We start from the raw sequence: 19803 nt of genomic DNA, 5'->3' as shown, positions 1-19803 counted from the left end.
GGCCTGGAGAGACTAGCTAAACCTGTATTCGCTGAAAATGCGGCCCCTAGCCGAGGATGAAGTCCCTGGGGCGCAGCGGCTCCGGCTGCGGCTCGCCCAGGGACTCCCGCATGTTGATCTCCGCCGTGCGCGACATCGCGAGCAGGGGCAGATCGTTGGGCGCCTCTCCGAAGGGCTCCTCCAGCTCCTCGCTGAGGAGGTCCAGCCCGAAGAAGGTGTAGGCAATCATCGCCGTGAGCACCGGCGTGAACCAGCCCATCGACTCGGCGAGCCCGAACGGCAGCATCAGGCAGAAGAGGTAGGCCGTGCGGTGCAGGAGCACCGTGTACGCGAAGGGCAGGGGCGTGAGGCGGATGCGCTCGCAGGCCGTGAAGATGCTCATCATGGCGTGCACCCGGTCATTCAGGGCGCTCCAGGTGATGTCGGTGAGCCGGCCTTCACGGAGCAGGCGGGCCAGCTCCACCTGGTGCTCGCGCAGCAGGGCATTGGGGCGGTTGTTGCTGCCCAGGACGCGAGAGCGTTCTGCCTCCTCCAGCTCGCGGCCGATGATCTCTCCGGCGTCCTGTCCACGCAGGTGCGCGGCGAGCGCGTAGGGGAAGGCGATGGTGCGGTGAATCAGCCGCCGGGCCGCCTGCCGCCCCGCTTCAGGCAGCTCGGCGCGCCCGTCGTCCAGCAGCGCGATGGCCGCGTGGGTGAAGGCGCGCACCTCGATGATGAGCGCGCCCCACTGCTTCCGGCCCTCCCACCACCGGTCGTAACAGGCGTTGTTCCGGAACCCGAGAAAGATGGAAAGCGCGATGCCGAGCAGCGACAGGGGCGCGGGCGACGTCACGGAGAGCCGCAGGTGGCCCAGCTTGAGCGTCAGGACGACCAGCGAGGCGAGCGCCGCGACACCCAGCACGTGGGGGAGGACGCGCGGCAGGATGGTGCCGCGCACGACGAACAGCAGTTTGAAGAAGCCAGGGCGGGGACGGACGATCACGGCCGTGTCCAGTGCCCCAAATCCCAGCGCGCCGCAAGCGCGCGGGCTGTGTTGGGAGGGCGTGAATATTTTCGCGGTCAGTGCGTGAAGAGGATGCGGCGGCGAGAACGGCCTTCGTTCCACCCGCGCCCAACCCACATCACTCCAGGATTCCCCATGAACCGCATCGTCCGTGCCGTGCTCGTTTCGTCCCTGTTCGTTTCGTCCGCCAGCTTCGCGCAGGACGCGGAGATCAACATGCAGGTGGACATCGATGACGCGGACATGCCCAACGCGCGCATCAAGATGAAGACGACGACGACGGAGAACGGCGAGGAGACCACCACCGTGAAGGTGCGCGGCGGCGGCGCCCGGATGGACGTCCGCATGACGGGCGGCACCATGGAGACGGAGAGCCGCCACACGGAGACCTACGGGGAGACCCGGCGCGAGCCCCGCATGGAGCGCCGGCAGGAGCCGCGCGCGGAGATGCCCGCCGAGCCCGCGTTCCGTGACTGTGGCACGCCTTCGGACGAGGGCTGCACGATGCGGCGGGATGGGCAGTTCGCGATGGACGCGACGACCTGGCGCGGCTTCTACCAGTCGCTCAAGAGCGAGAGCAACGAGATCGTCCGCCAGGAGAAGGCGGAGAAGATGCTCAAGCGCGTCTACCTGACGGCGGCGCAGTTCGGCCTGGTGCTGGACCTGTTCAACAATGAGATCACCCGCCTGGAGGTGGCGAAGGAAGCCGCGCCGCACGTGGTGAATCCGCAGCACGCGCTGGGCTTCTCCTCCAAGTGGAAGAACTCCATCAGCGGCAGCGAGTACACCGACATCATCACCCAGTAATTCCTGTCGCCGTCTAGACTGCCTCCCTCCTGGAGGCAGAATGCACCCGAAGAGACTTCACCGGTTCCCCGCGTCCCCGTTGCTCTCCCTGGCGGCGGGTGTCGCGTTGGTGTTCGCCGCGGGCTGTTCCAGCGATGAGGGCGTGGACGTCCCCAATCCGCTGACCAACCCCAAGGACGGACCTCCGGCCGGCAACCCGAACGCGGAGGCCACGTGCACCATCCCCGCGGAGGCGGGCCTCGCGGACGTGTCGCGGCCCACGACCGTCGTCGGGACGGGGACTCCGGCCAGCTGCACCTCGGACGCGTTCGTCAACGCGGTGGCGAAGGGTGGGGTCATCACCTTCGACTGCGGCCCGGAGCCCGTCGTCATCACGCTGGACAAGACGGCGAAGGTCTTCAACGACAAGGGGCCGGAGATCGTCATCGACGGCAAGGGGCTGGTGACGCTCAGCGGGGCGGGCAAGCACCGCATCCTCTACATGAACACCTGTGATCAGGCGCAGGTGTGGACGACCTCTCACTGCCAGGACCAGGACCACCCCCGGCTGACGCTGCAGAACCTCACCTTCGTGGACGCCAGCTCCAAGAGCGAGAAGGAGTTCGACGGGGGCGGAGCGGTCTGGGTGCGCGGCGGGCGGGTGAAGGTCATCAACTCCCGCTTCTTCAACAACGTCTGCGCGGACACCGGGCCTGACGTCGGTGGCGCCGCGCTGCGGGTGTTTGATCAGTACGACGACCAGCCCGTCTACGTGGTGAACACGACCTTCGGAGGCAAGGAGGGCTACGGCGGGGTCTGCTCCAACGGCGGTGGCATCAGCAGCATCGGCGTGTCGTGGACCGTCATCAACAGCCTCTTCTCCCACAACCGGGCCATCGGCAACGGCGCCAACCCCGCGCAGCCGGGCACGCCAGGTGGTGGCAGCGGCGGGGCCATCTACAACGACGGCAATCAGATGACGCTGTCGCTGTGTGGCACGCGCATCGAGCACAACGAGGTCAACGCCCACGGCAGCGCCATCTTCTTCGTGAGCAATGACCACTCGGGGGACATCCGCATCGACCGCTCGGTCATCCAGAACAACAAGGGCGGCTCCTGGTACGTGACCTATCCGCAGATCTCCAACCACTCGGACACGCCCATCCGCGTCACGAACTCCACGATCGAGTAGGGGCCGCCCTGGTGGCGGGCCCGCGCGCCCCGGTATGTTCCGCCCCGGTCTGTGTATCCGGCCGGGGGGACTCATGACGGAACGACGTGAGTGGGCATTCGGAGCGCATCGGGTGCATCTGGAGGCGCCCGATGTCTTCAGCGCCTGCAGATCGCGAGCGCCAAGGCCGTCGCCTTCGCGCTCTACCTCACGGGACGGCTGAAGGGGGACGTCGAGTTCGTCACGAGCGGGCAGGCCGCGCGCGAGCTCATTGAGCGCAAGCGGGCGAAGGCCGCGGGGCGTTAGCGGCGCTCCAGCCCTGGGGGTCACGGTGGAGTGGGTCGCTCAGGAGCGCGCCGGCGCCCAGAGCGCGCTGTGGGCCTCCGGCGCGTCCGGGGACTCCTCCGCCGTGTAGAAGTAGGCCGCGACCGTGGCGCGGCCCCGGTCCTCGGGACACGCCAGCGCGGCGGGGTGGCCGTGCCAGTGGGTGTCGCCGTGCGCCATCACGACCAGCCGGTCCAGCACCGGAGCGATGCGGGCCTCGCAGCGGGAGAGGTCGGCGTTCCACAGCTCCAGGTCACCGCCCCAGGCGGGCTCCCAGCCCGGGTTCAGGTAGTACAGGACTGTCAGCCGCCGTGAGAGCGCGCGGGTGCGGTCGCGGTTGAAGTCCGCGTGGAGCGCCAGGTGGCCTCCGCGCAGCGTGAGGTGCAGCCCGGCGCCGCGGAAGTGAGGATCCGGGATGAGCCCCTTGATGCCGGTCAGCGTCTCCAGGAAGTCGAGGAACGCCATGCCGGAGAGCTCCGCGAGCAGGTGCCGGAGCGCGCCGTGCACGCCTTCGAAGGCCTTGCGCTGAAGCTGTCCCAGCCGCGCCGCCTGCTCCGGATGATCGCGGCGCATCCACGGTGCACCGGTCGCGCCCGGGAAGACGCCGGCCAGCTGCGTCGCCAGCCGCTCCCCCAGCAAGCCATCGATGACGACGTGCGGATGGGGCCGGGCTCCGCCGTAGGTGTCGCGACGCGCCAACGCCAGAGAACGGAGCGCCGTCCGGTTGAGGAAGAAGCTCGGGCCCAGCAATGGGCCCTCTTCGACGGTTGCTACGCTCACGGGACCTCTTCCGCTTGGGGTTTCCAGCCGTGGATGATGCCATGCGCGCGCGAACCCGACAGGAGCCCTCATGGCGACGAAGACCCGAGTCCCGCAGACCATCGATGCCTACCTGGCGGGAGTGCCTGACCCGGCGGCGAAGAAGACGCTGACCGCGCTGCGCGCGCAGCTGAAGAAGCTGCTCCCCAAGGCCACCGAGTCCATCAGCTACCAGATGCCCACCTTCAAGGTGGATGGGAGCGCCGTGGCGGGCTTCGCGTTCTTCAAGCACCACTGCGGCTACTACCCCTTCAGCGGCAGCGTCGTGCCGGCGCTGGCGGCGGAGCTGGACGGCTACGTCACGTCGAAGAGCGGCGTCACCTTCCCGCCGGACCAGCCGCTCCCGGCGAAGCTGGTGAAGAAGCTGGTGCAGACACGGCTCGCGGAGATTGGAACGCGCGCGAAGAAGCTCGCGGCCGCGAAGAAGACGCTCATCACCGAACGCATCACGGACGCCGCCGTGAAGGAGGCCACCGGTCATGACTGGAAGGCCTGGATGCGGGTGCTGGACAAGGCGGGGGCGGCCGGGCTTCCGCACAAGCAGCTCGTCACGCTGGTGGGCCGGGACGTCGAGTCCGGTTGGTGGCGCCAGTCCATCGCGGTCGCGTACGAGCAGGCCCGGGGCAAGCGGGTGGTGGGCGAGACAGCCACCACGGGCTTCCAGGTGGGCGTGGTGCGCACGCTGCCCATGACCGCGCCCCAGCTGTGGACGTGGCTCACGACCCAGCCCGAGCGCTGGCTGGGGCCGGGCGCGACGTTGAACGCGGAGGTCGGAGGAAGCTACGTAGCGCCCAGGCGTCGCGGGAACCCCGGCGTGCGCGGAGAGATTCGGGTGGTGAAGCCCGGGAAGCGTCTGCGCATGACCTGGCAGCCGGACGGCTGGACGAAGCCGGCCACGTTGCAGCTCACGGTGATGCCCAAGGCGAAGGGCGCCTCCCTGCACGTGCACATGGAGAAGCTCCCGGACGCGGACGTCCGGGAGGCCATGCGGGAGCGCTGGTCAAAGGTCCTCGCCCAGGCGTTCTAGGCGGAACTCCTTCTCCAGGAGCGCCGCCGCGCGGGCGGCTCCCGCCTCCGCTCGCAGCTCCTTCCGGAGGGCCGCGAGCCGGGTGGCGACGGCCGGATCCTCCGTGAGCTGAAGCAGGGCGGAGCGCAGCGCGTCGGGCGTGGCGTCCTCCGTGTCGAGCCGCCGCGCGACACCGAGCGCCACGAGCTGGTCGGCGTTGGAGAACTGATCCGTCGACTGGGGCACGGCGATCATGGGCAACCCGCAGTACAGGCCCTCCTGCGAGCCGCCCATGCCCGCGTGGGTGACGAACGCATCGGCCTGCTCGAGCACCGCCAGCTGCGGCACCCAGCGGTGGACCTCGACGTTGTCTGGGATTGCGCCCAGCTCCTCCAGCGCCACGTGCTTGCCGATCTGCAGCACCACGTGCCAGCCGGGAAGCCCTCCAAAGGCAGCGAGGCACGCACGGTAGAAGCCGGCCTGGTTCGTGAAAGTCGAGCCGAGCGACACCAGCACCACCTTCCGCGCGCCGGGGGGACGCTGCCATGAGCCCTGTTCCGAGCGGTCTCCGAAGCACGGCCCCACGAAGGTGAAGCGCTTTCCGTCCACCCGGTCCGCCTGGGGCTGGAGCGCGCGCGGGATGAGCACCAGGCCGCGCGGCGGCTTCCCCACGAAGCGCATGGCGTCCGTCTCCGCCACGCCGCACTCCTGGAGCCAGGCGGAGTAGCGCTGGTAGTGCGCCACGGCGCGAGGGTCGGTGCGCAGCATCTCCACCAGCTCGGCCATGTCCTGCTCGTAGCCCTCCCAGGCGACGGAGGAGGGGGAGAGCTGCACCGCGGGGATGCCCCAGTTCTCTCCCAGGATTCGCGCCGTGGAGCAGCCGATGTCGTAGAGGAAGAGATCCGGCCGGTCGTGCTCATACGCCGCGCGCAGCTGCGGAAGCATGGCCATGGCGTCATCCAGGAACATGTCCAGCTGTCCCACCAGGTCGTCCGGCCAGCGCGTCTGCGTCACCCCCTCTTGGGGAAGCAGCGAGCGGTAGGGGCGAAGCTCCGCGCCCGTGCGGGCGATGGGCTCCGCGAAGGCCGCGTCGTTGGCGTACGTCACCCGGTGGCCTCGGGACACCAGCTCCCGGATGAGCTCCAGGCTCGGGTTGACGTGTCCGTGGGCTGGGATGCTGACCATCGCGATGTGGGCACGACGAGACATGGCGCTCTCCTGATGGCGGGAAGCGAGACGGACCGTCTCGTTTCGTCACAATCCGCCGGGCGGGGAGGGATGTCAAGACGAGACGTGTCGTCTCGTTTCGAGGCTTGGTAGGCTGAGCGCCCATGGCTGACCCCAAGACGCCGGAACCGACCCGCCGCAGTGAGCGCTCCCGCCAGGCCATCCTCACGGCCGCCGTCGAGCTCGTGGGAGAGGTGGGCTACGCGCGGCTGTCGGTGGAAGCGATCGCGGCGCGGGCGGGGGTGGGCAAGCAGACCATCTACCGGTGGTGGCCCTCCAAGGGCGCGGTGGTGCTGGACGCCTTCGTGGAGCTGAGCGGCGGCAGCCAACCCGTGGCGCTGCCGGACACCGGCAACCTCAAGGCCGACCTGCGGGAGGTGCTGCGCGCCACGGTGAAGGAGCTCACGGATCCGCGCTTCGAATTGCCCTCGCGGGCGCTCACCGCCGAGTCCCAGATGGACCCCGCGCTGTCCCAGCAGTTCGTGGAGGCCGTGCTGCGGCCCCACCTGAAGGCGCTCCAGGAGCGGCTGCGTTCCGCGCAGCGCGCGGGCCAGGTCGCGAAGGGCGTGGACCTGGACGTCGCGGTGGAGCTGTTCGTCGGGCCGCTCTTCCACCGGTGGCTGCTTCGCACCGCGCCCCTCACCAGCGCGTACGCGGACACCGTGGCGGACCTGGCCATCGCCGCGCTGCGGCCTACCGCCCGGGCAGGGGCGCCGCGCTGAGGGCCGGAGCCTTCCTGGGGGAGAAGCGCTGACGGTAGTAGCGCGTCCACACGTTCAGCCCCACCACGCCCACCACCGTGGGCCCCAGGAAGATGGCGAGCTGCAGGCCCTCGATGCCCACGTGCCGGGCGTTCACGACGAGGGAGGCCGTGATGGTGCCGATGCCCGAGGCCACCATGGCGCCCATGTGCTGGAACCACCAGTGCATCCGCTCCTGGGGCGGCCGCATCCAGTACCAGAGCCCCGTCACGCCGGAGAGGATGCCCACCGGCGCGAAGCCCCACAGGAGCGGCACGCCCATCCGCAGGCCATACGCCTCCGTGAAGAGCCCCATGCACAACAGCAGCGTGGACAGGCCCACGTCCAACGGGTGCGTGCTCGCCCCGGTGCGCGCCTTCGTCCGGATGACCCGCACGCCCATGGACGCGGAGGCCGCGCTCAGCACGGCGATGTAGATGAAGAAGAGGTCCATGGGCTGCTCGCCCGGGGCCTGGATGAAGCGCCAGCCGGAGATGGCCAGCGCGGAGATGGCCGCGGAGATCATCGCGCCCACGTAGACCTGGCCCACGCGCCGGTGCAGGGTGCCTCCCTTGCGCGCCACCAGGGGAAGCCAGAGCGAGATGAAGGCGATGATCCCCGAAGCGATATGGAGCCAGCGGGCGAAGAGATAGAGCGACACGGATGCCTCCGATGTGCTGCGAGTCCGAGAAGCACCGTACGCGCCGGCGCATGTGTCTCCATCTGGCGGAAGTCATACGGCCCGCATGTGACTTCCGGCACATGGTCCCCAGGCCCCGGGTGGCCTAGGGTCCGGCGCCATGTCCGCGCGGTCCTTCGTGGCGAAGCCCGCCAACACCCATCGCATGCTGCTCGTCGCCGGGATGCTGACCTGGGCCGTGGTCGGCTTCGCGCACGTCGAGGACCTGGCGCGTGAGCCCTCGCGGTGGCTGGCGCCGGACACGCTGCTCTGGGCGCTGGCGCTCCTCACCTTCGGCGGGTCCTTCTGGTTGCAGACGCGGGTGCAGGGCCGGGGCGAACTGCCACTGCTCGCGGCGCAGACGCTGTCGGCGCTCGTCTGCCTGGCCACGGGGGGAAGCGGGCTGGACGGCGCGCTGCTCGCCATCACCGCCGGGCAGGTGCCGGAGATCCTCCCCCAGCGCCGGGCGCTGGCGTGGGTGGGGGCCCAGGCGCTGGGCATGCTCGTCGTGTTCGCGCTCCAGCGCCCGCTCGTGCAGGCCCTGGTGCAGACGCTCATCTACACCGGCTTCCAGGGCTTCACGTTCGGCACGGCCCTGGTGATGGTCCGCGAGGCCGAGGCCCGCCGCGAGCTGGCCCACGTCCACGCGGAACTCCAGGCCACCCAGGTGCTGCTGGCCACGCGGGAGCGCGAGGGCGAACGGCTGCGCATCTCCCGCGAGCTGCACGACTCCGTGGGGCACCACCTCACCGCGCTCAGCCTCAACCTGGAGGCCGCCGCGTACACCGCGAAGGACCCGGCCGTCGCGGAACACCTGCGCCGTGCGCGCGAGGCCGCCCGCACGCTCCTGTCCGAGGTGCGGCGCACCGTGACGGAGCTGCGCGAGGCGCCCATGCCGCTGTTGCCCTCGCTGCGCGTGCTCGCGGAAGGTGCCCCCGGGCTCGCCGTCCACCTGGACGTCCCCGGCGAGCTGGCCCTGGAGTCCTCCGAGGCGGCGCACTCGCTGTTCCGCTGCGTGCAGGAGGTCCTGACCAATACGCTGCGCCACGCCCGGGCCCGGAACCTGTGGATTGTCATTGCCTCCACGGAGGACGGCGGCGTGCGCGTGCATGCGCGGGACGACGGCAGCGGCGCGGCGCGGGTGGCGCCCGGCGCGGGGCTCACCGGCATGCGGGAGCGGTTCACCCGGCTGGGCGGCCGCGTGGAGTGGCGCGCGGCGGCGGGGCAGGGCCTGGAGCTGGAGGCGTGGCTGCCGGCCACGCGGGAGCATGAGGTGGGGACGTGAACACGGTGCGCCTGGTGCTCGCGGATGATCACGCCCTGGTGCGCCAGGGCCTGCGCAGCCTGCTGGAGCTGACGCCGGACCTGCGGGTGGTGGGCGAGGCCTCGGATGGCGAGGAGGCGCTGCGCAAGGTCGCGGAGCTTCAGCCGGACGTCGTGCTCATGGACGTGCGCATGCCGCGCATGACGGGGCTGGAGGCCCTGCGCGCGCTGCGCCGCACGGACGCGGAGCGGCGCGTGGTGCTGCTCACGACCTTCGACGAGGACGCCGTCCTCATCGAGGCCCTGCGCCTGGGCGTGCAGGGCTTCCTCCTCAAGGACGTGTCGTTGGAGGAGCTGGCGGAGGCCATCCGGCGCGTCGCCTCCGGACAGACGCTGCTGCCGCCGGGCGTGGCGGAGCGCGTGGCGCGCGGCATGGCGGAGCTGCCCCGGGACTTCCCCCACGCGGATTTGCCAGAGGGGCTGACCCGCCGCGAGGTGGAGGTGCTGCGCCTCATCGCGCGGGGCTTGAGCAACCGGGAGATCGCCGACGCGCTGGGGACCGCGGAGGGCACGGTGAAGAACCAGACCTCCAGCATCCTCTCCAAGCTGGGCGTGAGGGACCGCACCCGCGCCGTGCTGCGCGCCATGGAGCTGGGCTGCCTGTAGGCCCGCGGGGCCGTGTCTCGACTATCGAACCGCTTCCGGCGGGAGCGGCTGGTGCTGGACGTTCCGTCTGTCCAGCCGCGGATGTCACACCCGAGAGGAAGCAGGCGTCCGGGGCATGTCTCCGTCCGGTCCTGGAAGCACGGCCGTTGCCTGGGGGGCATTGGGAGGGTCCGGTCGCGCCCATACCCTTGCGGGCCACATCGACCTGAAGCGAGGACCCCCGATGTCAAACCCCCGCTGCTCGTGCCGCTCTCGTTGGATCCATGTCCCGGTCGTGATGCTCGCTTTTCTGCTGTGCGGTGCATGTGAAGTCTCAGGACGGATTGAAGACCCTGAAGCGATGGCCTTCCCCGTGGATCCGGCTCATTCGCCCGACACGGATGCCGTTCCCTATACGCCCCCCGCGCTGCCTCCGACGCCCGCGGGGCTCCGGCCCGTCACGACCTGGGAGGGGATGTTCGTGGAGGAGTGGGGACGGGAGCACATGCAGACCTTCCTGCCCTGGAGCAACTCGCGCGACAGCTGGGACTTCTACAACCTGGCCTATGGCCTGGACGCCAACACGGCGATGTACCGGGCCACCGGGAAGCGCGCGTACCTGGACCGGGCCCTGCTCTACGCCAACAACCTGATGGCCTCCGCCCGGGTCTCCTCGTCGCTGCCCAACAGCCAGTTCAAGGACGGGTATCTGGGCTGGACCTCGTCCCTGTCATCCCCGGCCGGGCAGGAGGTGCCGCTCTATGAGAGCTATTGCTGGCGCTACGTGACTCGCATGCTGCGCGTCATCCGCGAGACGCCGGACCTCTACGCCACGTACACCTACCGCAGGCAGTACGACCGGCTGCTGGCCTTCTCCGAAAAGAACATCTTCGAGAAGTGGTACGTGCGCGGCGCGAACGACTTCGTCTACCGCAACCGCACGCACATGGCCGCGCACTGGGCCTTCATCGCCATGGACCTGTCGCGCATGACCAACAACCCGGACAACAAGGCCCGCTACCTGGAGGTCTTCGACAAAATCAACCGCGGCATGCCGAACTTCCCGTCCTCGCTGCGCTCGAAGCTGGCGCCCAATCCGGACCACCCGACGGCGTGGTTCTGGAACGACAAGTGGGACACCAACGCCCAGCCCGGCCAGGACGTGGCGCACGCCAACAACGTGGTGGCCTACATCGTCGAGGCCCACGACGCGGGCATGGAGTGGACGGACGCGGACATCCGCCGGTTCGTCGCGACGCTCAACACCGTCATCTGGCCCTCGGCCAGGGTGTATTCCGATTACGTGGATGGCACCGGGGTGGGGGACGGCTGGTTCAACGACGGGCTGATGAAGCTGGGCCGCTACGACGTCAACCTCCAGCGCCGGCTGGAGCAGCACCGCGTGGGGCAGAACAGCCAGTTCTTCGCCAACGGCGCGCTCAACGTCCGGCTGCTGTCGGAGCAGGCCGCGCAGTAGCGGCCGGGAACAGGCGGACCGCCAGGGCCGCCAGCGAGGACGCCGTCGCCAGCAGCGTCACCGCCATCCATCCCCAGCGGGCGAGCACCAGGCTGCCGCCCGCCGCGCCGATGGACATGCCGATGAAGACGCAGACGAACAGCACCGCGTTGAGCCGGCTGCGGGCGGCGGGCTCGATTCCGAAGACGAGCGTCTGGTGCGCCACGAGGGTGATCTGCGCGCCCAGGTCGAAGCCGACGGCGCTGGCGCCAATCAGCCACAGCCGGTGGTGCGGCTCCAGCCACGGGGCCGCGAACATCGTGGCGAAGGAGACGACGGTCAGCCCGGCACCCAGCCGCGTGACGACCTCCGGCCCGAAGCGATCCGCGATGCGGCCCGCCACCGGCGCACCCAACGCCCCCGCCGCGCCCGCCAGACCGAAGGCACCGGCGGCCGCGCTGCCCAGGTGGAACGGCGCGCCGTGCAGCATCACGGCGAGCGTGGACCAGAACGCGCTGAAGCCAATGGAGATGAACGCCTGCGCCAGCGCGGCCCGGCGCAGGGCGCCATACCGCGTCCACAGGCTGACGAGCGACTTGAGCAGCGCGCCATAGGAGAGCGTGTTGGACGGGTGGAAGCGGGGCAGGCCGCGCCACGCCGCCACGCCCACGAGCGCCACGCTGGCGGCGGCGACCTGGAACATGGCGCGCCAGCCGAAGTGCTCGGCGACCACGCCGCTGATGACGCGGGACAGGAGGATGCCCAGCAGCAGCCCCGTCATCACCGAGCCCACCACCTTGCCGCGCTCGTGCTCCGCGGCCAGGGTCGCGGCGGCGGGGACGATGTCCTGGGCCAGCGTCGCCGTCAGGCCGACGACGAAGCTCACGCCCAACAGCGGCGTGATGCCCGGGGCGAAGCCGCCCAGCAGCAGCGCCACGCTCAGCAGGGCGGCCTTGATGACGATGATGCGGCGCCGGTCGAACCGGTCACCCAGGGGCGTGAGCAGCAGGATGCCCAGCGCGTAGCCCAGCTGCGTGAGCATGGGCACCAGGCCCACCGCGGTGTCGGAGGCTCCCAGGCTGGCCCCCATCACCCCCAGCATCGGCTGGCTGTAATAGATGGACGCCACCGACAGGCCGGCGCTCGCGGCCAGCAGCAGGCGCAGGCCGTGCGACAGCGGCGCCGGGGAGGTGGTGGCCGGAGCGGGGAGGGCGGTTCCATGTACGGCGCGAATGAAGGACATGACGTTCACCTCGGTTGATGCGCGATGAGGTGACAGTGCTCCAGAGAGGAGGCCCACGGTAGACGCGTGAGTCGTACAGCGGTTATACGCCGTGCGTATGCCCCGTCCGTCGAAGCCATCCCGGAGGCGCGCGCCCCCTCTCAAGAGCCCCGCGCCCGCCAGTACCGACCGCCTGGAGCTGATGCAGACGTTCCTGCGCATCGTGGATGCCGGGAGCCTGTCCTCCGCCGCCGCGCAGCTGGGCACCACGCAGCCCACGGTGAGCCGCCGCCTCCAGGCGCTCGAGCGCTCGCTGGGACTGCGGCTGCTCCAGCGCTCCACCCACGCCATGAAGCTCACGGAGGACGGGGCGCGCTGCTACGAACGGGCGAAGGAGCTGCTGGCCAGCTGGGAGTCCTTCGAGTCCGACCTGCGCGGCGCGGGCGACGAGCCCGAGGGCACGCTGCGCGTCGTGGTGCCGCACGCGTTCGGCCAGGAGCTGCTGGTGGAGCTCCTGAGGGAGTACCTGGACCGCCACGCGCGGGTCTCCGTGGAGTGGCTGCTGCACGACCGGGCGGTGGACTTCATCGCCGACGGCATCGACTGCGCCATCCACGTCGGTGAGGTGCAGGACCCCAGCGTGGTGGCCATCCGGGTGGCGGAGGTGCCGCGCATCGTGGTGGCCGCGCCGTCGGTGCTGAAGGGCGGGCCCGCGCCGTCGCATCCGGACGCGCTGGCGAGGCTGCCCTGGTTGTCGCTGCGCACGTTCTATCGCGGCGAGCTCTCGCTGACCCACGTGGGCACCGGCGAGGTGCGGCGCATCGTCTTCCAGCCGCGCGTGAGCACGGACAGCCTCTACGCCATGCGCAGCGCCGCGGTGAAGGGGCTGGGCATCGGCGTGGGTTCGACGTGGGTGCTCCGGGAAGACCTCCAGCGCGGCCGGCTCGTGCACCTGGTGCCCGAGTGGCGGGCGGCACCGCTGCCCATGTTCCTGCTCTACCCGGCCGCGAGGTTCCATCCCGCGCGGCTGCGCCGGTTCGTGGAGCTGATGCGGGAGCGGATCCCCGCGGCCCTCTCCGAGGCGACGACGAGACCGCAGCGTCTGATTTAATTCGGGTTAATCACACGCTTTCCTCGAGTGCGTGGACACTCCCGCTCAAGGTCGACGCACGACCATTGGGGGGGCGATTTCCGCCCGAGAGGAACCACATGAAAGCCGAACATTTCGTCCGCCGGTGGGCAGGGATTGCCCTGGTGGCAGGACTGGGGGCCTGCCAGCCGCTGGAGGATGCACCCGAGACGGACGCAGCACTGATGGATCAATCCCAGTCGCAGGTGTCCTCGAACGTCATGCGCCAGCGCTCGGACCTCATCAAGGCGGTGCTGGCGGCGGATCCCCGGGTGGACAACCCGCTGCTCTGGGCGGGCATCGCCAACACCGAGACGGGGATGGCCCACTGTTACGGCGAGCACGCCCCGGACCAGTGTCCCGGGCCGTACTCGGCGGACTGCAACGGTCCGGTCCTGGCCGGCTATTGGGATGACTACTGCAACGGCGCCCAGGAGGGCGGCCTGGGGATGTTCCAGTTCGACCGGGGCACCTATTCCCAGACGCTGGCGCACTATGGAAACACCGTCCTGAGCGTCCAGGGAAACATGACGACGGCGGTGCAGTTCGTCATCGATGGGGCCTGGAACTCCGACTACACGCCGTACTTCGCGACGAAGCAGGACCTGTACAACTGGATCAACAGCATCCGTGTGGGGGGCACGGGCTGGGACCTGTGGCTGGGCTTCCTCGCCAACACCTACAACGGCGCGGCGTGGGGCTCCAGCAAGTGGGCCGCCATCAAGGCCCAGTACGACAGCGGGACCCGCGCCATGCTCAACCTCTACGGTGAGAGCTATTGGTACGGCACCACTCCGCCGCCTCCGCCTCCGCCCGGGAACTGCGCCCCGGAGGGTGGCCTGTTCTGCGGGAACAACGGCGTGCCGGGGGACCCGAACTTCCTCTACGTGTGCAAGGGCGGCATCCCCGTGGTGAAGCAGGTGTGCGCCAATGGTTGCAACCGCGCGCCCGCGGGCCAGGCGGACTCGTGCCTGTCCGGGAGCAGCGCGCCGAAGACGTGCTCCTGCGCCAACGGCCGCTACAAGAACGGCAACCTCATTCCGCAATCCCTGACCTACTGCGGCTTCCGCACCTGTGGCTCGGACAACCTGCTGTACGAGTGCGGGACGGGCAACCAGTGGGTGAACACGACCGTTGCGTGCGGCGGTTCCTGCGCCTGCGCGAACGGCGCGCACCTCAATGGCACTGTCATCAGCGCGTCCGACACGTCGTGCCACATGGAGGTGTGCGGCGGCGGAAACACCTTCTACGAGTGCGTGGGGACGTCCTGGTCCGCGGTCGCGGGCTCCACCTGCCGGATGAATTGAAGAAAGAGACCCGACATGAACAGCCATTCTTTGCGTCAAGCGGCCTGCGCCCTGCTGGTGCTGGGATTGTCCGCGTGCAGCGGAGCGGACCTGGACACCTCCCCTGGCGATGAGGACGTCTCCCAGATGGAGCAGGCGGTGACCTGCGCCTGCTCCGGCGGGCAGTACCACAATGGAACGGCCATTCCGGTGAGCGCCACCTACTGCGGCTTCCGCGTCTGTGGCGTGGGGAACGTCAACTTCGAGTGCACGTCGAGCGGCTGGGTCTCGGTGGCCGGTTCGACCTGTGGCGCGGGCCAGTGCCGCTGTTCGGGCGGCTCGGATGATCAGGGGCGCGCCATCGACCCCAACATCACCGAGTGCGGCTTCCGCGTCTGCGGCGGCGACAAGCAGTTCTACACCTGTGGCACGGGCGGCTGGACGTCCACGGGCATCGCGTGCAGCTCGACGGGCACCACGACGGGCAACCCGCTGTGTCTGGCGAGCCAGCCTGGCGCGTACTGCGGCAATGACAGCATGTCCAACGCCGTGGCTTCGACGCTGTATCAGTGCCCGGGCGCGAACCAGGCGCCCACGTCAGCGCAGGCGTGCCCCAATGGCTGCGTGGTGGCTCCGGCGGGGACGGCGGACTACTGCGCGTCCGTGGGGGGCAATGGCTACCGGCTGCCCTGGCCGCGCGCCAACAGCATGTACCTGACGCAGGACTGCAATGACTCCTGCTGCGCGGACCACGTGGGGGTGGACAAGTACGCGTGGGACTTCGCCACGTCGCCGAGCGTGGGCTTCCCGGTGGTCGCCGCGCGAGGCGGGACCGTGACGCACCTCAAGATGAACAGCGTGTCCGGCTGCAACTCCAACGCTTGCGTGAACCAGGCCAACTTCATCGTCGTCGACCATGGCGATGGCACGCACGCCACCTATCTGCATCTCAAGGGCGGCTCGCTCGCGGCGGGGGTGACGTGCGGAGGGAGCGTGGTGCGGGGGCAGCGGCTGGCCACCGCGGGCAGCACGGGGTGGTCCAGCGCGGATCACCTGCACTTCGAGGTGAGCCGTGTGCATCCGGGCGCCCCCACGTGCGAGTGCGGCACCACGGGGCAGGGGTGCTCCGCGAACACCGTGCCCTGGGCCAACTTCTGGCCGAACAGCACGTACCCGACCGTGGCCATCCAGTTCGAGGAGTGGTCGACGGCCAGTTCGTGCGGCAACCGCCGGCAGCTGATGCCCGCGTCGCTCAACTAGAGCGCCGGGCTCAACCGCGCGGCGATTGGCAGGTGGTCGGAGGGCTCCTGTTCGGAGGGCATGGGTGTCAACGCCTCCAGCAGGGGCAGCCGGTCCGGCCAGGCCCGCAGCGCGCGGGAGTGGAAGAGGAAGTCGATGGCCTTGGGGATGCCGTTCGCGTTGCAGGTCGGCTGGTGCCGTCCCGCGTAGGCATCAATCAGTCCAGCCGTTTCGAAGGCCTGGACCAGCGGCTCCCCGGGCCGTGCGTTGAAGTCGCCGCAGACGATCCACAGGGCTTCCGGATCCTTCCGGAGCACTTCGGTGATGAGCTCGGTGGCCTGCTGCATGCCCTGGTGTTGCTCCACCGGCCTGTCGGGCCGGTCCCAGCGCAGGTGCGTGCAGGCGACGCGCAGCCGCGAGCCACCAACGTCGAAGTCCACGATCAGCGCCAGGTGTCCGGAGACGCGCCCGTCCTCCAGCCGGTCGTTGAAATGGTGGACCCGGTGGCCCGTGCTTCGCTCCAGCCGGTGGAACACCGCGCAGCCATCCGGGCGGCCTTGTTGTTTCTGGGCCATCACCCCCACGTAGCCCCGCGGCGCCAGCGCCTTCTCCAGCGCGGCGAAGCTGTCGGGCTCCACCTCCTGAAGACAGACGATGTCCGCGTCCAGGCCCACGATGCGTTGGGCCAATGGCGCGTGACGGCTTCGCGGCCGGAGCAGGTCCGCGGGCGTGTGCGGGAACCACCCGGGCTTGATGTAGGCGTCCGCGAGGACGTTGTACGAGGCGATTCGCAGGTCCACCGTCATGGGACCATGCTGTCACGATCCGGGTGACGTAGAGTGCCCGCGCGATGGACGCCCCCGACGATGCGCGAACCCCCCGCGCCTCCGGACGAAGAGGGGCGCGCTTGAAGGACCGAGCCATGAGCGACACCCCCGCGAGCGCGGGCCTGGAACGAAGTGCCTCTCCCCGCGCGTCGTGGCTTGCACGGTCAGTGACCGCGGTGCTCGGCCTGGGCGTCATCCTGCTGGTGCTGCGCGGAAGCGCCCTGCCAGAGCCCGTGCCCGCCTCCGCCCCCGCTGAGCGCTTCTCCGCCGCGCGCGCCCGGGAGCACCTGCGCTTCATCGGCGCGGAGCCCCACGCCCTTGGAACGCCCAGGCACGCGGCGGTGCGTGACTACCTGGAAGCACGCCTGCGCGACCTGGGCGCGGAGGTCCAGCTCCAGCGCGAGGCCGTCTTCGCTCCCGCCCAGGGCATCCCCCGGCCCGCCGCGAACGTGGAGAACGTCATCGGGCGGCTGCGCGCGAAGGACGGCGCGAAGGGCACCACGGTGATGCTGGTGGCCCACTACGACTCCGTGCCCACGGGGCCGGGCGCCTCCGACAACGGGGCCGCCGTCGCGTCCATCCTGGAGGTGGCCCGGGCGCTCCAGCAGGGCCCCGCGCTCGCGGGCGACGTGCTGATCCTCTTCACGGACGCGGAGGAGCAGCACCTGCTGGGCAGCACCGCCTTCGCGTCCAACCACCCGTGGGCGCGTGAGTCCGGCGTGGTCCTCAACGTGGACGCGCGCGGCAACGCGGGGCCGCTCCTGATGTTCGAGGTCTCCCCGGGCGGCGGCTGGCTCGTGCGCAGGCTCGGCGAGGAGGCCCCGGACATCGGCGCCGGTTCGCTCTTCACGGCCGTGTATCAGCGCATGAAGAACGCCACGGACTTCACGGCGCTGCGGCAGGGCGGCTGGCAGGGCCTGAACTTCGCCAACGTGGAGGGCACGCAGGCCTACCACTCGCGCAAGGAGACCGTGGACGCGGTCTCCGACGGGCTCCTCCAGCAGCAGGGCGACACGCTGCTCGCGCTCACGCGGCGCATCTCCCGCGAGCCGTCCGTGCCGGAGGGCGAGGAGCTCATCTTCTTCAACGCCGGTCCGCTGCGCGTCCACTACCCACGGGCCTGGGCCGTCCCGCTGGCGGTCTTCTGGACGGGGCTGTTCCTCTTCGCGCTCTTCCGCGCCCGCCAGCGCAAGCAGCTGCGCCTGTGGGCCGTGCTGCGGGAGGCGGCGGTGCTGCTGGTGGTGGGCTTCCTGGCCAGCAGCCTCGCGCGCCTCGCGTGGCCGTTGCTCAAGGCGCTCCAGCCCGCGTTCCGCGCCCTCAGCCGTTCCGAGACGCAGGACAACGCGCGCTTCTTCCTCGCGGTGGTGCTGTGGGTGATGGCGGTGATGGGCGTGGGGCTGTTCCTCCGCCGCCGCGCGCCGGTGATGGAGCTGGCGGCGGGCGGATGCGTGCCATGGGCCGTGGTCAGCCTGGCCATCAGCATCGTGTTGCCGGGCGCGAGCGCGCTGTTCCTCTGGCCCCTGGCCGGCATGGTCCTGCTGCTGCTGTGGCTGAGCGGTCGCGCGACGCAGCCGCTCACCCCGTGGCACGTGCCGCTGTGGGGACTGGCGGCGCTGCCGCTCCTGCTGTTGCTGCCGGACGTGCTGGCCACCTTCTTCACCGTGCTGCCGCTTGAGCGGGCCGCGGTGCCGTCCGACCTGCTGATGCTCGCCATCTGCCTGCTCGCGCCCGGCTGGCTGTGGCTGGCGGGCCGGGGGCTGCCGTGGGCTTCGGGCGGGGCCCTGCTGCTGGGGCTGGGGCTGCTGGTGTCGCTCGCCGTTGGCTACCACTTCGATGCGCGCAACCCGCGCCCCACGGGCGTGCTGTACCTGGTGGACGCGGACGCGAAGACAGCGAGCTGGGTGTCGTCGGATGCCGTGCTCAACGACTGGACGCGCGCGTACCTGGGCAGCGGTCCGAAGCGTGAGGCCGTGGATGCGCTGCCGGAGGTGAAGGGGCCGTTCTGGATCTCACCCGCGCCCGCGCCGGGAGACGACGTGTGGGGACCCAGGGTGGACTCACGGACGGCGGCGGGGGAGGGTGGACGCCGGAAGGTGTCGCTCCACATCACGCCGTCACGTCCGGACGTGGCCTTCGTGGACGTGCAGGTGCTGCCCGGGGACGCGGTGGTGTCCGCGCGGCTCGCGGGCCAGCAGACCCCGGGCGACGCGCTGCGGACGCGCAACGCGGCCCAGGGCGTGCTCATCCGCTACTGGGTGCCGTCCTCGGAGGGCTTCGACCTGGAGCTGGAGCTGACGGCCAGCGGCAGTCCCACCGTGCGGTTGGGCGAGCACGTCTACGCGGTGCCCGCGCCGGTGACGGCGGGGCTCCCCGCGCGGCCGGAGGACACCATGCCGGTGCCCTTCGGAGAGGGCCTGGACGAGGGCATGCGCGTGACGCGGACGGTGCGGCTGGACGCGCCCTGAGCCTCAGGACTCACGGCACAGCCGGTCCACGTATTTCAGCATCGTCGGCATGCGTGAGGAGCCGTGCATCCGCCGGATGTGCTGCGCGGCGGTCGCGGTCTCCATGCCGATGGCGGTGATGAGCAGCGGCCGCAGGCTCTGCCCCCGCACGATGGGCAGCGCCGGGCCGGTGGTGACGTAGGGCGTCTTGGCCACGCCGATGACGGGCACCGCGCGGCACAGCGCCTCATACAGGTGGGCGCCCAGGCCCGGCACGTCCTGCCCGAGCCACACGTAGCCATCCACGATGATGGCCTCCAGCGGATCCTGCACCTCCGAGAGCACGCGCAGCAGGTGCGGCAGCTCGCGGCGGTAGAACTGGCCGGGCTCGTACGGCGCTGCGATGGGGCCCCGGTCCACCAGGTGCGAGGCCTCCCTGGCATCCGTCCACGCGCGGAAGAGGACGCACGCGGCCACGGTGACATCGGGGCGGTAGTCCACGTCCACGCAGGCGAGCATCCGGTCCTCCTTCGTAAG

General features: G+C 70.3%; 19 protein-coding genes. 12 read left to right on the top strand and 7 right to left on the bottom strand.

Going from position 1 to position 19803, the window contains the following annotated elements:
* Positions 1 to 46 precede the first annotated feature (46 nt).
* Positions 47 to 982, bottom strand: coding sequence for a bestrophin family protein (locus tag D7X96_RS12190; protein ID WP_121769770.1), 936 nt, complete (start codon positions 980 to 982; stop codon positions 47 to 49).
* Between the two features lie 156 nt (positions 983 to 1138).
* On the opposite strand from D7X96_RS12190, the gene D7X96_RS12185 reads away from it, so the two are divergent.
* From D7X96_RS12185 to D7X96_RS12175, 3 genes are all read left to right on the top strand, one after another.
* Positions 1139 to 1810: a proline and serine-rich protein 1 family protein gene (locus D7X96_RS12185; protein ID WP_120548522.1), complete on the top strand. Its 672-nt coding sequence runs from the start codon at positions 1139 to 1141 to the stop codon at positions 1808 to 1810.
* Between the two features lie 40 nt (positions 1811 to 1850).
* Positions 1851 to 2981 carry a hypothetical protein gene (locus D7X96_RS12180; RefSeq protein ID WP_120548521.1) on the top strand — a complete coding sequence of 377 codons (1131 nt, stop codon included), beginning with the start codon at positions 1851 to 1853 and terminating at the stop codon, positions 2979 to 2981.
* A 90-nt stretch (positions 2982 to 3071) separates the two neighbouring features.
* Complete coding sequence (locus D7X96_RS12175) at positions 3072 to 3266, top strand: hypothetical protein (RefSeq protein WP_120548520.1); 195 nt, start codon at positions 3072 to 3074, stop codon at positions 3264 to 3266.
* A gap of 39 nt (positions 3267 to 3305) precedes the next feature.
* On the opposite strand, the gene D7X96_RS12170 is transcribed toward D7X96_RS12175, so the two are convergent.
* A complete protein-coding gene (locus D7X96_RS12170) occupies positions 3306 to 4064 on the bottom strand; it encodes a 2OG-Fe(II) oxygenase (protein WP_120548519.1) in 759 nt (252 codons plus the stop codon).
* Positions 4065 to 4134: 70 nt separating this feature from the next.
* On the opposite strand from D7X96_RS12170, the gene D7X96_RS12165 reads away from it, so the two are divergent.
* The gene (locus D7X96_RS12165) at positions 4135 to 5130 is read left to right on the top strand and encodes a DUF1801 domain-containing protein (RefSeq protein ID WP_121769769.1); all 996 of its coding nucleotides are present in this window, start codon (positions 4135 to 4137) and stop codon (positions 5128 to 5130) included.
* On the opposite strand, the gene D7X96_RS12160 is transcribed toward D7X96_RS12165, so the two are convergent.
* The gene (locus D7X96_RS12160) at positions 5104 to 6318 is read right to left on the bottom strand and encodes a macrolide family glycosyltransferase (RefSeq protein WP_120548517.1); all 1215 of its coding nucleotides are present in this window, start codon (positions 6316 to 6318) and stop codon (positions 5104 to 5106) included. The genes D7X96_RS12165 and D7X96_RS12160 overlap by 27 nt on opposite strands.
* 122 nt (positions 6319 to 6440) lie before the next feature.
* On the opposite strand from D7X96_RS12160, the gene D7X96_RS12155 reads away from it, so the two are divergent.
* On the top strand, positions 6441 to 7058 hold the full coding sequence (locus tag D7X96_RS12155) for a TetR/AcrR family transcriptional regulator (protein WP_120548516.1): 618 nt from the start codon (positions 6441 to 6443) through the stop codon (positions 7056 to 7058).
* Here D7X96_RS12155 and D7X96_RS12150 read toward each other — a convergent pair.
* The gene (locus D7X96_RS12150; RefSeq protein ID WP_120548515.1) at positions 7030 to 7737 is read right to left on the bottom strand and encodes a DUF2306 domain-containing protein; all 708 of its coding nucleotides are present in this window, start codon (positions 7735 to 7737) and stop codon (positions 7030 to 7032) included. The two genes, D7X96_RS12155 and D7X96_RS12150, sit on opposite strands and share 29 nt — an antisense overlap.
* Positions 7738 to 7876: 139 nt before the next feature.
* Here D7X96_RS12150 and D7X96_RS12145 point away from each other — a divergent pair, with 139 nt between their 5' ends.
* The 3 genes from D7X96_RS12145 (at position 7877) to D7X96_RS12135 (ending at position 11140) form a co-directional block, all read left to right on the top strand.
* Positions 7877 to 9040: a sensor histidine kinase gene (locus tag D7X96_RS12145; RefSeq protein ID WP_121769768.1), complete on the top strand. Its 1164-nt coding sequence runs from the start codon at positions 7877 to 7879 to the stop codon at positions 9038 to 9040.
* Positions 9037 to 9684, top strand: a complete 648-nt coding sequence (locus D7X96_RS41460) for a response regulator (RefSeq protein WP_120548531.1) — start codon at positions 9037 to 9039, stop codon at positions 9682 to 9684. Before D7X96_RS12145 ends, D7X96_RS41460 begins: the two co-directional genes overlap by 4 nt.
* A gap of 340 nt (positions 9685 to 10024) precedes the next feature.
* Positions 10025 to 11140: a hypothetical protein gene (locus D7X96_RS12135; protein WP_233609783.1), complete on the top strand. Its 1116-nt coding sequence runs from the start codon at positions 10025 to 10027 to the stop codon at positions 11138 to 11140.
* On the opposite strand, the gene D7X96_RS12130 is transcribed toward D7X96_RS12135, so the two are convergent.
* Positions 11103 to 12362 carry an MFS transporter gene (locus D7X96_RS12130; protein WP_121769785.1) on the bottom strand — a complete coding sequence of 420 codons (1260 nt, stop codon included), beginning with the start codon at positions 12360 to 12362 and terminating at the stop codon, positions 11103 to 11105. The two genes, D7X96_RS12135 and D7X96_RS12130, sit on opposite strands and share 38 nt — an antisense overlap.
* A 181-nt stretch (positions 12363 to 12543) precedes the next feature.
* Between D7X96_RS12130 and D7X96_RS12125 the strand changes: the two genes are divergently transcribed.
* From D7X96_RS12125 to D7X96_RS40415, 3 genes are all read left to right on the top strand, one after another.
* Complete coding sequence (locus tag D7X96_RS12125) at positions 12544 to 13452, top strand: LysR family transcriptional regulator (protein WP_244219554.1); 909 nt, start codon at positions 12544 to 12546, stop codon at positions 13450 to 13452.
* A gap of 98 nt (positions 13453 to 13550) precedes the next feature.
* A complete protein-coding gene (locus tag D7X96_RS12120; RefSeq protein ID WP_147468287.1) occupies positions 13551 to 14777 on the top strand; it encodes a hypothetical protein in 1227 nt (408 codons plus the stop codon).
* Positions 14778 to 14792: 15 nt separating this feature from the next.
* Positions 14793 to 16016, top strand: a complete 1224-nt coding sequence (locus D7X96_RS40415; protein ID WP_121769765.1) for a M23 family metallopeptidase — start codon at positions 14793 to 14795, stop codon at positions 16014 to 16016.
* On the opposite strand, the gene D7X96_RS12110 is transcribed toward D7X96_RS40415, so the two are convergent.
* The gene (locus D7X96_RS12110; protein ID WP_121769764.1) at positions 16013 to 16801 is read right to left on the bottom strand and encodes an endonuclease/exonuclease/phosphatase family protein; all 789 of its coding nucleotides are present in this window, start codon (positions 16799 to 16801) and stop codon (positions 16013 to 16015) included. The genes D7X96_RS40415 and D7X96_RS12110 overlap by 4 nt on opposite strands.
* Positions 16802 to 16917: 116 nt before the next feature.
* Here D7X96_RS12110 and D7X96_RS12105 point away from each other — a divergent pair, with 116 nt between their 5' ends.
* Positions 16918 to 19287, top strand: a complete 2370-nt coding sequence (locus D7X96_RS12105) for a M28 family peptidase (RefSeq protein ID WP_147442739.1) — start codon at positions 16918 to 16920, stop codon at positions 19285 to 19287.
* Between the two features lie 3 nt (positions 19288 to 19290).
* Here D7X96_RS12105 and D7X96_RS12100 read toward each other — a convergent pair whose 3' ends face one another.
* A complete protein-coding gene (locus D7X96_RS12100; protein ID WP_121722248.1) occupies positions 19291 to 19785 on the bottom strand; it encodes an endonuclease V in 495 nt (164 codons plus the stop codon).
* Between the last annotated feature and the right edge of the window lie 18 nt (positions 19786 to 19803).

This window comes from Corallococcus interemptor, assembly GCF_003668875.1.
Classification (GTDB): domain Bacteria; phylum Myxococcota; class Myxococcia; order Myxococcales; family Myxococcaceae; genus Corallococcus; species Corallococcus interemptor.
Note: the sequence above shows the minus strand (reverse complement) of the source record. Positions and strands in the feature narration are given on the sequence as shown.

What these genes read in the sequence shown, in the direction of transcription:
- D7X96_RS12105 (WP_147442739.1), top strand. Translation starts at nt 16,918, where the DNA reads ATGAGCGACACCCCCGCGAGCGCGGGCCTGGAACGAAGTGCCTCTCCC.
- D7X96_RS12125 (WP_244219554.1), top strand. Translation starts at nt 12,544, where the DNA reads ATGCAGACGTTCCTGCGCATCGTGGATGCCGGGAGCCTGTCCTCCGCC.
- D7X96_RS12155 (WP_120548516.1), top strand. Translation starts at nt 6,441, where the DNA reads ATGGCTGACCCCAAGACGCCGGAACCGACCCGCCGCAGTGAGCGCTCC.
- D7X96_RS12100 (WP_121722248.1), bottom strand. Translation starts at nt 19,785, where the DNA reads ATGCTCGCCTGCGTGGACGTGGACTACCGCCCCGATGTCACCGTGGCC.
- D7X96_RS12130 (WP_121769785.1), bottom strand. Translation starts at nt 12,362, where the DNA reads ATGTCCTTCATTCGCGCCGTACATGGAACCGCCCTCCCCGCTCCGGCC.
- D7X96_RS12120 (WP_147468287.1), top strand. Translation starts at nt 13,551, where the DNA reads ATGAAAGCCGAACATTTCGTCCGCCGGTGGGCAGGGATTGCCCTGGTG.
- D7X96_RS12185 (WP_120548522.1), top strand. Translation starts at nt 1,139, where the DNA reads ATGAACCGCATCGTCCGTGCCGTGCTCGTTTCGTCCCTGTTCGTTTCG.
- D7X96_RS12160 (WP_120548517.1), bottom strand. Translation starts at nt 6,318, where the DNA reads ATGTCTCGTCGTGCCCACATCGCGATGGTCAGCATCCCAGCCCACGGA.
- D7X96_RS12165 (WP_121769769.1), top strand. Translation starts at nt 4,135, where the DNA reads ATGGCGACGAAGACCCGAGTCCCGCAGACCATCGATGCCTACCTGGCG.
- D7X96_RS12110 (WP_121769764.1), bottom strand. Translation starts at nt 16,801, where the DNA reads ATGACGGTGGACCTGCGAATCGCCTCGTACAACGTCCTCGCGGACGCC.
- D7X96_RS12145 (WP_121769768.1), top strand. Translation starts at nt 7,877, where the DNA reads ATGTCCGCGCGGTCCTTCGTGGCGAAGCCCGCCAACACCCATCGCATG.
- D7X96_RS12135 (WP_233609783.1), top strand. Translation starts at nt 10,025, where the DNA reads ATGGCCTTCCCCGTGGATCCGGCTCATTCGCCCGACACGGATGCCGTT.
- D7X96_RS40415 (WP_121769765.1), top strand. Translation starts at nt 14,793, where the DNA reads ATGAACAGCCATTCTTTGCGTCAAGCGGCCTGCGCCCTGCTGGTGCTG.
- D7X96_RS12180 (WP_120548521.1), top strand. Translation starts at nt 1,851, where the DNA reads ATGCACCCGAAGAGACTTCACCGGTTCCCCGCGTCCCCGTTGCTCTCC.